This window comes from Puia sp. P3 (assembly GCF_050632245.1).
Classification (GTDB): domain Bacteria; phylum Bacteroidota; class Bacteroidia; order Chitinophagales; family Chitinophagaceae; genus Puia.
Genome location: NZ_CP192583.1, coordinates 7526837 through 7539677, shown reverse-complemented (window position 1 = coordinate 7539677; position 12841 = coordinate 7526837). Strand labels below are relative to the sequence as shown.

Below are 12841 nucleotides of genomic sequence, written 5' to 3'. Positions count from 1 at the left end.
TTTAATTTTTGATATCCTTGAGCCTACAGTCAAAGGAATTGTGCGTTTTCGCTGTGAGACTGCCTGACCGACGGTAAACTGTTACTGTCCCCACTTTTTACCAGATTGCAACAGCATACATAACCATTAACACCTTATCCTGTTTTTGTTTCTCTGAGCGTGTTCTGGGTATGTATGCTGGTGCTCAAATGACTATAACGAAATGCGCTATGATATTAGTACGCATGAGAAAACCTACTGTGGCTTACCTCCTGTTACCATTCAAAACGACCGGATTCATCTTACCTCACGAGGTGAATCCGGACTCGCTTTAACTCCCTCCTCCTATTTTTCTGCAATTTTCATGCTCCTTTCGTAGATTTGCGGCTCAATGCTATAAAAAAGTACATTTCACCGCAAAACAGCTAATGATTGGCCTTCGGCCGATCGGCCCCTGGCCGGTCCCGTGCGGTTCTCACGCGCCATCAGTGCGTACAAATAACATTTAATGAACAAGAAAATAAAATCGGCTCTGATCTCCGTTTTTTACAAGGACGGCCTGGACAGGATAGTAAAAAAACTACATGACTTAGGTGTGATTATTTACTCTACGGGGGTACTCAGCAGTTCATCGAAACGCTGGGATTGCCCTGTGTACCGGTCGAAAGTCTGACCTCCTACCCTTCCATTCTCGGGGGTCGGGTGAAAACTTTACACCCTTCGGTCTTTGGTGGTATCCTTGGCAGAAGAGATCAGCCGACGGATATGGAAGAGATGGCGCGCTTTCAGATTCCGGAGATCGATCTTGTCATTGTGGACCTCTACCCATTCGAAGAGACCGTCGCGAGTACGAAAGAGGACAAGGCGATCATCGAGAAAATAGACGTTGGCGGCCCCTCGATGATCCGTAGCGCGGCCAAGAATCATAAAGACGTCGTCGTCATAGGTTCGAAGGCTGAATATTCCTATCTGGAAAATCTCCTCGACGAGCAAAAGGGAGAGACCAGCCTCGAGCAGCGCAGGCGGCTGGCGGCCCGGGCTTTCGAGGTCTGCGCGCACTACGACGTAGTCATAGCAAAATATTTTTGACCTGGGCATCGAACCCGACTATTTCCTCGAGTCCGTGCCTTCTCCCAAGTCCATGCGTTATGGCGAAAACCCGCACCAGGCGGCCCGCTTCTATGGCAAGCTGGAGGATCTGTTCGAGCAGGTCAACGGCAAGGAGCTCTCCTATAACAATCTCGTCGACGTCGACGCGGCAGTCCAGCTGATACAGGAGTTCATGGGCGAAGCGGCAGGATCGGCGGGTCTGGCAGACGGCGAATCCGTCTTTGCCATCATCAAACATACCAATCCCTGTGGCATTGCAATACGTCCTTCGTTGAAAGAAGCCTGGGACGCGGCGCTCGCCGGCGATCCGGAGAGCGCATTCGGCGGAGTACTGGCCTGCAACAGCCCGGTCGACAAGGCAACGGCCGAGGCCATCAACGAGATATTCTTCGAGGTGCTGATCGCGCCGTCCTATAATGCGGACGCGCTGGAGATCCTGCGTTCGAAGAAGAACCGGATCCTGCTGGTGCAGAAGCAGCGCATAACCACGGCTTTTCAGTACCGCTCGCTGCTCGGCGGCGTGCTGCAGCAGCAGCCCGACGAAGGCAACTACACCGAGTGGAAGGAAGTCGGCGGTCGCGAGACTACGGCGGCGGAGAAAAAGACCTCGCGTTTGCGAATATAGTTTGCAAGCACCTGAAGTCAAACGCTATCGCGCTGGTAAAGAACCGGCAGCTGGTGGGCAAGGGTTGTGGTCAGACCAGCCGGGTCGACAGTGTGAGACAGGCGATCACGAAGGCGGGACAGTTCAAATTCGATCTGAATGGGGCCGTACTCGCCAGTGATGCCTTCTTCCCGTTCAATGACAGCGTTCAGATCGCGCATGGCGCGGGTGTCGCGTCCTTTATCCAGCCTGGCGGTTCGGTGAGGGACAAGGATTCCATCGAGTATTGCGTGGAGAATAAGTTGTCGATGGTGATGACGGGGGTGAGACATTTTAAGCACTAAACTCTTCGGGGCCGCCGCGGAGCGCGGCGGCTCAATCCCAATATATCTCTTCCTTTAAGAAGGTCTCATATACCTGGCGCCAGCCGGCTTTCCCCGGGTCGGTGCCGAGGAAATCATTGTGCCAGATGGTGACCATAAGGCCTCCCACTCTGCGGATATGGTGATAGTAGTGCAGCAGTTCCGACATGGCCTGTGCCGCCGTGTTGCGCTGTTCATAGAAAGAGTTGGCGTCCATGAAACAGAAGGGCATCAGTCTCAGTCCTGTCTCTTCCTCCTGCTGCAGGTCATACCAGTTGTACGACGAGGCTACCGAAGCCCGGAATCCGTTGATGCTTCCATAGCCCATCGAGAAATCCTGTTCGATACCGTGGGCCAGCAGGCTACGATAGGTATGCGGCAGGGTAAACCGGATATAGTGCTGCCTGCTTCTCGTGATCTTCTTTTCGCTGATCTCTTCGAGCCATTCCATCTCTTCCTTCAGCAGACCTTCCCTGTCGCCGCTGCGCCACGACGGGTGTACGCCCAGACGGTACCCCATGGCGTGATAGGCTATCAGCTGCTGCAGACCGGCACTGGACGTCGGGATATTCCTGTCCACGCCCGTACAACGGGACGCCACGAGGAAAAATAATACGGCTTCAGCCGGCAGTAGAGGTGCAGGCCGTCGAGCCATTCGTAGGCGTCGAAGGGGTCCTTGCGCCGGCCCTGCAGTACGGCCAGCCGCTGTTGCAGCCTGCTCCATTTGCCCGAGACGAGTTCCTTCAGCGCGGCGCCGAGATTTCGCCGCCAGCCTTTGTGGAGGTAGGACCAGGCCTGGTCGATATCATAGGTAGGCGCGAACTTAAAATCGGGATGACGGAAGACGAGGTTGGGATACACAGCCTTTAACGCCTCTTTGAGGTCGAGCAGCCAGTAGTTGACCAGCGGTATGCCGAGGAAGCCTTCTTTCCAGGCTAAGGAGTTGGTGTGGGCGTACCTGCCGTATTCGTCTTTTTCGTGGGGAAGCCATTCTTCGTAACGGGTGATGAGGTAGAACGAGGCGGCGAATATATCGAAAGGGAAATTACCTCCTGTAGCGAAGAAGGCCTTGCGGCCGTGGTGTTCGAAGCAAGAGATATTCTGAGGGCTGATGTTTGTTTCTGACAGAAGGGGTACCGGGATTATCCTGAACGTACCGGGGATATTCTCTGCGGAGTAGTTGATACGCGGGCCGTCGTGCGTGACGAAGGCTTCCTTGTCGGAGGTGACGCGGATGGGCAGGGCAAGCAGCTCTTTACTGATGAACCCGGCGACGTATCGCAGCCGGGGAGATATATGTTCGCTGTATAAAAGCATAGCGGGCTTACCCCTTCCGTTCGTCCTTCCAGCGCTGGTTGAAGGTTTTGGTTGCGAAGTCCAGATTGTCACGGTGTGCTGTCCAGGCTTTGAATGCCTTGTTGACGACCCAGTTCTTCATCTTCGCGGAACCCATATTCATGAGATTGCGATTGAGGCTCGCTTTTTTCCAGACCTTCCAGGCCATTTTTTCGGCGATCGAAGTATATCCTTCTTCCACGGCCTCGTAGCGGTTCTCGAGCAGCAGCTCGTGGAGGTTGATCTTTACAGCGCACACCTCGGTGCAGTTGCCGCAAAGGGAGGAGGCATAGCTGAGATGCTTCCATTCTCCCATGTCCCGAAGGTGTGGGGTGATGACCGAGCCAATCGGGCCGCTATAGGTGGTACCGTAGGCGTGGCCGCCGATATTCTTATAGATGGGGCAGGCGTTCAGACAGGCGCCGCAGCGGATGCAGTAGAGGCTTTCGCGGGACTTTGGATTCGCGAGGATATTGGTGCGGCCGTTGTCGAGCAGGATGAGGATCATTTCCTCGGGGCCGTCTGTTTCGCCGGGTTGTTTGGGGCCGGTGATTATGGTGTTGTATACGGTGATACGCTGACCGGTGCCGAACGTTGCGAGCAGGGGCCAGAAGAGACCGAGGTCGGTCATCGAGGGGATGATCTTTTCGATGCCCACGATGACGATATGCGTTTTGGGGAAGGAGGCGCTGAGCCTTGCGTTGCCTTCGTTCTCCGTCACTGCGATACCGCCGATATCGGAGATGAGGAAGTTGGCGCCGGTGATGCCGATCTCCGCCTGTACGTATTTCTTCCGGAGCTTTTCCCTGGCGACCAGGGTCAGCTGTTCGGGAGTGAGATTGGGCTTGGTGTGCAGCTTTTCGTAGAAGAGTTTGGCGACGTCCTCCTTGCTCTTGTGCATCGCGGGTGTGACGATATGATAGGGAGGTTCGCCGTCCAGCTGCTGGATATATTCTCCCAGGTCGGTCTCGACGCTTTCGATGCCGTTGTCTTCGAGGAAGCTGGTTGAGTTTGAGCTCTTCGGTGACCATGCTCTTGCTCTTGACGATGGTGCGGCAGTTCTTTTCCTTACAGATGCTGAGGATCTCCGCGAGTGCCTGTTCGGAGTTCTCCGCCCAGACGACCCGGCCGCCGCGTCTTGTGAAGCTGGCTTCGAAGTCTTCCAGCTGCTGGTCGAGGGTCTCGATGGCCCGCCATTTTATATTCTTGGCTCTTTCGCGGGCCAGTTCAGTTCGGCAAACTGCTGTTTGCCCTGCGGGACCACGGCGTTGTAGCGACCAATATTGAAATTGATCTTATTACGGTGGTCCAGGTCTTCCGCCTTTACTGTGCTGCGTGCGATGAAATTGGCTGCCGTATCGGTCATTATTTTTTCTCTTTTTCTTTAAAGTATCCGGCTGCGACTTTTTCGAGGACCCCGTAGAACTCTTCTCCGTATTTACGGATCAGGGACTCTTTGAGGAAGACGTATGCGGGCACTTTTAATTTTTTTCCGTTGATGCATCCGGGGCGGCATAGTGTCTCACGCGGTTCGTAGTTGACGACTTCGCCGGCTCTGGTCTTGCTGATCTTGATGGGATAGAGGTGACAGCTGATGGGTTTCTTCCAGGTGGTTTTGCCGTCATAGTAAGCCTGCTCGATGGCGCATTTGATGATCCCTTTTTCGTCCTTATAGCCGTATGCGCACATCTTCCCGCCGATGGTTGGGGTGACCCAGCCGAATTCGCGGTCGTACTGGTAGCGGCCGTGGCTTTCGATCTCTTTGAGTCCGGCGGGTGTCAGGTAGGGTTTGACGATGTCGAAGATCTTGTTGAGATGGTCGAGCTCGTCTTTTTCGAGCGGTGCGCCGGCGTCGCCGTCCTCGCAGCAACCGCCTTTGCATTTCAGAAGGTCGCACACGAATTGTTCTTCCACCACGTCGTCACTCACCAGTATATTATCGATAGCTATCAAGACTTAATTATTTTAATGCAAATATAGCCCGGTTTGCGGGTTTGAAAGTTCATTTTTTAATGGGGGTCGGAGGGTCGCGTGGTTCCGGCGGCGGTCCTGCCCGGCGTCTTCCACCGGAAGGTGTTGATCAGGTGGAGCATGTCGGCCTGGAGGAATTTATTTACCCTTGACAGCGAGTCTTCATTGGGGGCGGTATCGAAGTAGAGGGCGCCCCGGAGGAAGTTGCGGACGGAGTCGGTGACGTAGAACTGGTTGGCCGTAGCGGCATTGCCGCCGACGCGGAAGAAGACGCCGCTGATGCCGTTGGGGGTCATCATGATGGAGTCGTCGATCGAGCTGGCCTTGACGGTATGTTTGAGCGTCATCTTGTAGGCGTCGTCCCTAAGTTTGTCGAAGGTATTGGGTGTCGGCTTTTCGTGGCCGGGACCGGCGCGGTCCGTGTGCCCTATCTCTTTATAGCTGATATAGATGCGCGCTTTGAACCGCGGGAAGTCTACGTTGATCCAGTAGGGGTTCTCGGGTACCGTGTCGAAATAGCTGCTGTCCCGGACCACGCTGGCATAGACGGGATACTCGAAAGTATAGGGATATTCCGGCTTGTCGAAGGTCTGGTACTGGTGGGGCGGGAAATCGATCCTGAAATAGCCCCTTCTCTTAGGGTTGTAGTCGCTGTTGCAGGAGAGGAGGAACAGGATCGCAACAAGGCTGAATAGGGATTTGAACACGTCGCTTGTTTTAGGCTGATTGTACGATACTTACTTTTACTTTCTTGATACGGCTGTTGTCGGCGTCGAGGACGGTGAACCTGAAATCCCCGCAGGGTATGACGTCGTTGACCCCGGGAATATCGCCCGACAGTTCGAGGATAAGGCCGGCGAGGGAGTCGCTGTCGCCCTTTACCTTGTCGAATGTGTCCACGGCGATGTTCATGGCTTTGCAGACGTCGTGCAGCATGGTGCGTCCTTCGAATACGAAGCTGCCGTCTTCCATGCGGCGGTTGGGGCTGTCTTCCTCGTCGAATTCGTCGCGGATGTCCCCGATGACCTCTTCCATGATGTCTTCGAGGGTGACGATCCCGCTGGTGCCGCCGAATTCGTCGACGACGACGGCGAAATGGACGCGTTTCTCCTGAAATTCCTGGAGCAGGTGTTCGATAAGCTTGTGTTCGTGGACAAAATAGGGCGCGCGCAGCAGCGTATGCCAGTCAAAATTGTCGGATTCGTTGAGCCAGGGGATGAGGTCCTTGGTGTTGATGAGGCCTGCGAGCTCGTCGAGGCTGCTTTTATAGACGGGTATCCTGGAGTAGTGGAGTTCTTCGACCCGCTGTTTCAGCTGGGCGAAACTGAGGTCGTAGGAGATGCCCGAGACGTCGAGGCGGGCGCGCATGACCTGCCTGACGGTGATGCTTCCGAATTTGGCGATCCCGTTGAGGATATTTTTTCTTCTTCGGAGGATTCGTTCTTGACGGATTGATCTATTTGATAGCGAAGCTGTTCGCCCTTTTGTTTGCGGCCGAAGAATTTTTCGAGGCCTTCCGACCGGCTGACGGCCCAGCCGCTGATACGGCTGAACAGGAGGTGGACCAGCTCGATGATGCCGGAGGTATAGTAGGCGAACTGCAGGTTGTTCTGGGAGGCCCAGATCTTGGGCATCACTTCGCTGAAAAGGATGATGACAAAACAGACGAGGACGACTTTCAGGATAAAAGCGCCCCAAAATCCGATATTGATGACCATGGCGTCGATGAGGAAGTTGGCCGAGGATCACGATGGCGATATTGATGGCGCTGCCGGCAATGAGCATGGAGGCCAGCAGGGATTTGGGCTCTTCGAGGAGGGACACGATCCGTTTCCACGAGGCGTCCTGTTTTGTTTTCAGGATATTGATATCCTTATAGGTCAGTGAGAAAAAGGCGACTTCCGAACCGGAGACGACAAAGGACAGGATAAGGAGGAAAAGGATGATGATCGCAAGGATGGTAGTGGCCCTTGGGTTTATGATAAGCAGCCCCGGGGAGATTGTACTTTCCAGCAATCTGATTAATGAAAACGTCAAGAATAGTGGATTTGGTGATTATGTGCCGGGATTCGCTTTTACAAAAATTAGCGATCCCCGGCAAAGCGCTAATGATTGTATCCTTCGGACCCAAGAGGGAAATATGTCTGGACTGGTCAAAACGGCAGATCTTCGGACGGTTCGCCGATGGGGAGTATCGGAGTTGCCCATGCCTTCAATGCCTTCGTGGTGGATAGGCGGGTGCGGCGCGCTGGTATCGGTGCGTTTGTCGAGCATGATCAGGTTGTCGCCCACGACTTCGGTGGCAAATTTCTTGTTTCCTTCCTTGTCTTCCCAGCTGCGGGTCCTCAGTCTGCCTTCTATATATACCAGACTGCCCTTGTGGAGGTATTTCTGGGCCAATTCTGCGAGGCCTCTCCAGAGGACGACGGTGTGCCATTCTGTTTGGGAAATGAGTTTTCCGGCTCTGTCCTTGAAAGTTTCAGTAGTTGCCAAAGAGAACTTTGCGACTGCGATATTACCTTCCGAGGAATTGTACGTCCGGATCCTTACCAAGATTTCCAATGAGCATCACCCTATTTACGCCTCTCATACAACTAAATTTGAAAAAGTTTTTTAATTCGTCTTTCGGATTAAATTCCACGCGGGACCGTTATTGTTCCCCGGAGCCGCACTCGTCTTAAAATTAGCCTATTTTAGCCAAAAAGATAAATTTTTCCCGGCGGTTGGTTCCGGCAGCGGTCTGACCGTTAGTGCTTTTCGATGTCTGCTTCCCGCCAAAGATAAAGGACTCGGTGACACGTTCAAAACAAGCTTTGTGCCGGGCTTGGGTCCTGCAGCCAGGCGTTGATGAATTTCGGGAATGGATAGTCGGTCAGTCGTCGCCGGTCGACCAGCAGCCAGTCTTCGCGGGGGGCAGTTCTTTTTCGTCCGGAGGGTGACGAACTGTCCCTGAATGGTCTGGTGGCTCAGCTCCTGACGGTAGGTCTTTGAGATATGCCTGATCGTGAGTGTTTTCGAATTGATACCGAAGGTCTGTTCGGCGAAGCCGGATCCGGGGAGAAGTTCTCCGGGGCCATTGTTCAGCGGCTGGTCTGTTTCCCAGAGAATGAATTCATAGAGTCCTTCCCAGATATCCTTTTGCGTACGCTGGTGGATGTACACCCTGTCGTCGGGAGTTTCTATAATAAAATAGTAAAACCAGCGGCTGCGCTTGCGTATGGACTTTTCTTTTACGGGCAGTTCGGCGGTGAGTCCCTTCAGCAATGCCTTACAGTCGGGGCGCTGCACGCAGTCGGTGCAGAGCGGGTTTCGGGGCAGGCAGACGGTGGCGCCGAAATCCATGATCGCCTGGTTGTAGATATCCGGCTGTTCCTTGTCTAACAGACTGTCGGCCAGAGTAGCGAATAGTTTTTTCCCACGGTGCTGTCTATCGGCGTTGTTTCTCCGAAGTATCGGGAGAGTACCCGGGTGACGTTGCCGTCGACCACTGCGTGCGGAAGGCGAAATGCGAAGGAGGAGATGGCTGCTGCCGTATAGGGGCCGATGCCTTTGAGGCCGAGGATCTCTCCGTAAGTAGAAGGAAACTGTCCTTTATATTCTGTATCAATCTTTTTAGCAGTTGCAATGAGGTTTCTGCAGCGGCTATAGTAGCCGAGGCCCTCCCATAATTTGAATACCTGTTGTTCGGGAGCGACGGCGAGATCGTGGATGGTAGGAAATGCGGTGATAAATTTTTCGTAGTAGGACCAGCCCTGATCGACGCGGGTTTGTTGAAGTATCACCTCACTGAGCCAGATGCGGTAGGGATTCTTTTCCCCTTTCCAGGCATTGTCCGACTATTTTTACCCTTGTGCCAATTTAATAAATGGGTAGTAAAATCGTCTTTTTTTGGTGCCATTTTTGTTAAAATAAATTCAAAATCAATATTTTATGGAATTCTTGCACAAGCTGGATCAAAACCAGTATTTTGAGAATCCAAAAACTTATTTCGGCGCAATGAGTTGTGAATTAATAATTTTGTTATATATTTAAAATCAGAAACTTATAAAACTTAATCCCCATGAGAAAGGCAGACCTTGTTAACCAAATATCGGAAAAAACAGGTATACCTAAAGTTGACGTCCTGGTGACGTTGGAAACCATGTTCAAAGAAGTGAAAGAAACTCTTTCGCAAGGTGAAAATATTTATATACGCGGATTCGGTAGCTTTATCACCAAGAAGAGGGCTGCCAAGATCGGCCGCAATATAAAGAAGAATGTGGCTGTACACATCCCGGAACATTTCATACCGGCGTTCAAACCTGCAAAGGAATTTGTCGCCGAAGTAAAAAAATTGCAGTCTGTGAAGGCAGATCAGCCAAACCCGGATGAAGAGATGTAACTTGCGGTCTCTAGGTCATTAACATGAAGAGACAGCAATATCTCGTAGCTGGCACCGGGGTGCTATTACTACTCGTTCTGTATTTTTTGGAAATTCTGTTCCTCCGCAACACAAGTCAGAGGCCGCCGCGGGCGGTGCTCCAGGGGCATCCCCTGTTAAATCCGTTGGTTTACAGGAAATTCTACAGGCATCTCAGGCTCGTTTGACTCCTGGCCAATTATCTTATGTAAACAGATTGCAGGCGTCCGTCGTGAGGGGTGACGTAAATGCGCAGCAAATAAATGCCGACAGGCAGCTGGCTGCCTTCTGGAAGGATTCGGTCCAGGACGGCTATCTGTTGTATGCCCATTATAGTGGAGAAGCGGCTAAATTGGAAAAGTCTGAAAAAGTCTCACCTTTGCTGCCCAATTATTCTTACAGGGACTGCGTGGACAGGATAATCCGGCGTTGAAAGGCTGGATGGCCACAAGTGCTAAAGAGTTGTTTGAAAAGGCGTTAGAACTGAATCCCGAAAATGATTCGACAAAGGTAGGGCTTGGCGGCACGTATATATTTGGTGCGCAGGCCGGAGATCCGACCGAAGTCATGCAGGGAATTCAGCGGATTTTAGAAGTAGCCCGCCGGGATTCCACCAATATGTATGCTCAGTTCATGCTGGCGCTTGGGGGAATAGAATCGGGGCAATTTGATAGAGCTATTGACCGTTTGACAACAGTTGTTCGGAATCAACCTGCAAATATCGAAGCGGTACTCCTACTGGCCGAAGTCTATCAGCAAAAGGGGTAATAAAGCGGAAGCCGTCAAATGGTATGAAGCTGCGAAGCAGCTGATCAGCAATCCGGAGATGCTCCGGGCTATTGATGACCGGTTGAAGGGCCTGAAATAGTCGACTGGAGTTCCGGTGAAATGCCGCCGCCGAAGATGGTTTATTATTTTTTAACTATAAAATTGCATTGAGTATGCCTTGTGGTAAAAAGCGTAAGCGTCATAAGATTGCGACGCATAAGCGTAAGAAGAGACTGAGAAAGAACCGTCATAAGAAGAAGAATAAATAGCTTTTTGCAGAAAGCCCTGCAAGGGCTTTGTCCGAAGTAATATACCGGTCTGCCGCGAGGCGGACCGGGAATCTTTTTTATGAGATCCGCCCGGAGATGAGGTTATAGCAAAAAGGCAGATGTTGATGGAAAACGCTCGATACGCTTGAATAAGGAACTAATCATAAACGCAACTCCGCAGGGTGTTGAAATTGCCCTTTTAGAGGACAAAAAGCTCGTGGAACTTCACCATGAGAAGGCTGATGCAAGCTTTGCGGTAGGTGATCTGTACCTGGAAAGGTAAAGAAGCTGATCCCGGGGTTGAATGCCGCATTTGTAGACGTAGGTTTTGAAAAGGACGCCTTTCTCCACTATACCGATCTGAGTCCCTATGCCCGTTCGCTGTTGAAATTCACGCAGCAGGCGATGAATGACAACAGTCCCGAAGGCTTTGACTTTGGACATTTCCAGGTAGAGCCGGAGATCATCAAGACGGGTAAGATCAATGAGGTATTGAACGGCAAGCCCCATATCCTCGTACAGATCCTGAAGGAGCCTATTGCCGCGAAAGGCCCGCGTCTCAGCTGTGAGATATCCCTTCCCGGCAGATTTGTCGTCATCACTCCCTTTAATGATATTGTCGCTGTATCGCGGAAGATCCATTCTTCCGACGAGCGCAAGCGGCTGCAGAAGATCGTGGAAGCGATAAAGCCGAAGAATTTTGGCGTTATCGTTCGTACGGCTGCAGAGGGAAAGAATACGGCAGAGCTGCACGAGGACCTCACAGAGCTGGTGGCGACCTGGAAGACCATACAGCACAATCTGAAAGGCGCTGTGGCGCCCGCGAAGATCCTGAGCGAGCAGACAAAGACCACGAGTATGCTGCGGGACCTGCTGAATGAGGACTTTAACAAGATCGTCATCAACGACCGCAACATCTTCAACGACACGAAGAGCTATATACAGCGTATCGCTCCGGACAAGATCGACATTGTCTCTTATTACCACAACGGCTCACCGATATTCGATCAGTTCAGCGTGACCAAGCAGGTAAAGGCCGCCTTTGGAAAGACGGTGAACCTGCCGAGCGGTGCTTATCTGATCATCGAACACACCGAGGCGCTGCACGTCATCGACGTGAACAGCGGCTATAAGAGCGTTAGTAACAACCAGGAACAAAACGCGCTGGAGACCAATATGGAGGCGGCCGAAGAGATTGCCCGTCAGCTGCGGCTGCGGGACCTTGGCGGTATCATCGTAGTGGACTTCATCGATATGAAGCTGCCCGACAACAAGCGGAAGCTGATAGAGGCGATGGAGAACTTCATGCGGACCGACAGGGCGAAACACGCTGTGCTGCCGATCTCGAAGTTCGGGCTGATGCAGATAACCCGGCAGCGTATGAAGCCGGAGGTTACGATCAACACCCAGGAGGTATGCCCTACCTGTAACGGTACAGGGAAGATATCCTCCGCGCTGATCCTGGAAGACGAAATAGAAAAGAATTTAAGCTACCTGATCAATCACCAGCATAAAGACCTTATTCTGGCAGTACACCCTATCATGCACGCCTATCTCACAAAGGGCAGTTTTCTTGGCATAGGCTCGCGCCAGTGGACCTGGAGGTGGAAGTACAAGCAAAAGGTCCGCATCCGTGCGAATACGAATTATCACCTGACCGAGTTTCATTTTTTCGATAAACAGGAAGACGAGATTAAACTTTAAGGCTCCACGGGATTCTCAGCTCTGATTGCAACGGGCCATATGATCGCAAGAGGTCAAAGACCGAACAAAGGTCCATTAAAAAATTTGGCCCCGGTAGACACCGGGGCCGTCTTTCACTGTCAACATTGAGTCACACATTCTTACAGATAGATTTGAAATTTTATCATGTGTAGTAGTAGCCGCATGTTCGAATCAAAGGAATAAGGAGTTGAGGAATAAGGAATTGTGTCCCGGAACACAGGATATCCCGAGTAGAAAGCTGTTGTCAATGAGAATTGTATCCCCGAATGAGGGAGAAGTATAGGTCGTTTAAGCGAGCGTTCTCTTGCTGAAAGGCAGG

The 12841-nt window shown here is 52.1% G+C and carries 17 protein-coding genes and 3 pseudogenes; 7 read left to right on the top strand and 13 right to left on the bottom strand.

Going from position 1 to position 12841, the window contains the following annotated elements; all coding sequences use genetic code 11:
• The first annotated feature begins 624 nt into the window (after positions 1 to 624).
• A complete protein-coding gene (locus tag ACQ86N_RS47510; protein WP_431213182.1) occupies positions 625 to 1068 on the top strand; it encodes a hypothetical protein in 444 nt (147 codons plus the stop codon).
• Positions 1069 to 1120: 52 nt separating this feature from the next.
• Positions 1121 to 2037, top strand: a pseudogene (locus ACQ86N_RS47505) (hypothetical protein).
• Positions 2038 to 2068: 31 nt separating this feature from the next.
• Here ACQ86N_RS47505 and ACQ86N_RS47500 read toward each other — a convergent pair.
• From ACQ86N_RS47500 to ACQ86N_RS47440, 13 genes and pseudogenes are all read right to left on the bottom strand, one after another.
• Entirely contained in the window at positions 2069 to 2635 is a 567-nt protein-coding gene (locus tag ACQ86N_RS47500; RefSeq protein ID WP_431213181.1) for a hypothetical protein, read from the bottom strand.
• The gene (locus tag ACQ86N_RS47495) at positions 2590 to 3372 is read right to left on the bottom strand and encodes a DUF7033 domain-containing protein (protein WP_431213180.1); all 783 of its coding nucleotides are present in this window, start codon (positions 3370 to 3372) and stop codon (positions 2590 to 2592) included. The genes ACQ86N_RS47500 and ACQ86N_RS47495 overlap by 46 nt, the downstream gene beginning before the upstream one ends.
• Positions 3373 to 3379: 7 nt before the next feature.
• Positions 3380 to 4330: an LUD domain-containing protein gene (locus ACQ86N_RS47490; RefSeq protein WP_431217893.1), complete on the bottom strand. Its 951-nt coding sequence runs from the start codon at positions 4328 to 4330 to the stop codon at positions 3380 to 3382.
• Positions 4331 to 4493: 163 nt separating this feature from the next.
• Positions 4494 to 4556, bottom strand: a pseudogene (locus ACQ86N_RS47485) (hypothetical protein); the annotation flags it as partial.
• A 32-nt stretch (positions 4557 to 4588) separates the two neighbouring features.
• Positions 4589 to 4756, bottom strand: a complete 168-nt coding sequence (locus ACQ86N_RS47480) for a hypothetical protein (protein ID WP_431213179.1) — start codon at positions 4754 to 4756, stop codon at positions 4589 to 4591.
• Positions 4756 to 5343 carry a DUF3109 family protein gene (locus ACQ86N_RS47475; RefSeq protein ID WP_431213178.1) on the bottom strand — a complete coding sequence of 196 codons (588 nt, stop codon included), beginning with the start codon at positions 5341 to 5343 and terminating at the stop codon, positions 4756 to 4758. The genes ACQ86N_RS47480 and ACQ86N_RS47475 overlap by 1 nt, the downstream gene beginning before the upstream one ends.
• Before the next feature lie 56 nt (positions 5344 to 5399).
• Entirely contained in the window at positions 5400 to 6068 is a 669-nt protein-coding gene (locus tag ACQ86N_RS47470; protein ID WP_431213177.1) for a hypothetical protein, read from the bottom strand.
• 10 nt (positions 6069 to 6078) lie between these two features.
• Positions 6079 to 6729 carry a hemolysin family protein gene (locus tag ACQ86N_RS47465; RefSeq protein ID WP_431217892.1) on the bottom strand — a complete coding sequence of 217 codons (651 nt, stop codon included), beginning with the start codon at positions 6727 to 6729 and terminating at the stop codon, positions 6079 to 6081.
• Positions 6672 to 7079 (bottom strand): DUF21 domain-containing protein, encoded by a 408-nt coding sequence (locus tag ACQ86N_RS47460; RefSeq protein ID WP_431217891.1) that lies wholly within the window; start codon positions 7077 to 7079, stop codon positions 6672 to 6674. Before ACQ86N_RS47460 ends, ACQ86N_RS47465 begins: the two co-directional genes overlap by 58 nt.
• Positions 7080 to 7107: 28 nt before the next feature.
• Positions 7108 to 7377 (bottom strand): annotated as a pseudogene (locus ACQ86N_RS47455) (CNNM domain-containing protein); the annotation flags it as partial.
• A gap of 39 nt (positions 7378 to 7416) precedes the next feature.
• Positions 7417 to 7854: a single-stranded DNA-binding protein gene (locus ACQ86N_RS47450; protein ID WP_431213176.1), complete on the bottom strand. Its 438-nt coding sequence runs from the start codon at positions 7852 to 7854 to the stop codon at positions 7417 to 7419.
• 195 nt (positions 7855 to 8049) lie between these two features.
• A complete protein-coding gene (locus ACQ86N_RS47445; RefSeq protein WP_431213175.1) occupies positions 8050 to 8703 on the bottom strand; it encodes an NUDIX domain-containing protein in 654 nt (217 codons plus the stop codon).
• A 35-nt stretch (positions 8704 to 8738) separates the two neighbouring features.
• Positions 8739 to 9143: a hypothetical protein gene (locus tag ACQ86N_RS47440; protein ID WP_431213174.1), complete on the bottom strand. Its 405-nt coding sequence runs from the start codon at positions 9141 to 9143 to the stop codon at positions 8739 to 8741.
• Between the two features lie 278 nt (positions 9144 to 9421).
• Here ACQ86N_RS47440 and ACQ86N_RS47435 point away from each other — a divergent pair, with 278 nt between their 5' ends.
• The 5 genes from ACQ86N_RS47435 (at position 9422) to ACQ86N_RS47415 (ending at position 12501) form a co-directional block, all read left to right on the top strand.
• Positions 9422 to 9742 (top strand): HU family DNA-binding protein, encoded by a 321-nt coding sequence (locus ACQ86N_RS47435; protein ID WP_431213173.1) that lies wholly within the window; start codon positions 9422 to 9424, stop codon positions 9740 to 9742.
• A 235-nt stretch (positions 9743 to 9977) separates the two neighbouring features.
• Positions 9978 to 10193, top strand: coding sequence for a hypothetical protein (locus tag ACQ86N_RS47430; protein ID WP_431213172.1), 216 nt, complete (start codon positions 9978 to 9980; stop codon positions 10191 to 10193).
• The gene (locus ACQ86N_RS47425) at positions 10190 to 10528 is read left to right on the top strand and encodes a tetratricopeptide repeat protein (protein ID WP_431213171.1); all 339 of its coding nucleotides are present in this window, start codon (positions 10190 to 10192) and stop codon (positions 10526 to 10528) included. Before ACQ86N_RS47430 ends, ACQ86N_RS47425 begins: the two co-directional genes overlap by 4 nt.
• Before the next feature lie 414 nt (positions 10529 to 10942).
• The gene (locus tag ACQ86N_RS47420; protein ID WP_431213170.1) at positions 10943 to 11080 is read left to right on the top strand and encodes a hypothetical protein; all 138 of its coding nucleotides are present in this window, start codon (positions 10943 to 10945) and stop codon (positions 11078 to 11080) included.
• Positions 11081 to 11097: 17 nt separating this feature from the next.
• The gene (locus ACQ86N_RS47415) at positions 11098 to 12501 is read left to right on the top strand and encodes an Rne/Rng family ribonuclease (protein WP_431213169.1); all 1404 of its coding nucleotides are present in this window, start codon (positions 11098 to 11100) and stop codon (positions 12499 to 12501) included.
• Positions 12502 to 12841 lie beyond the last annotated feature (340 nt).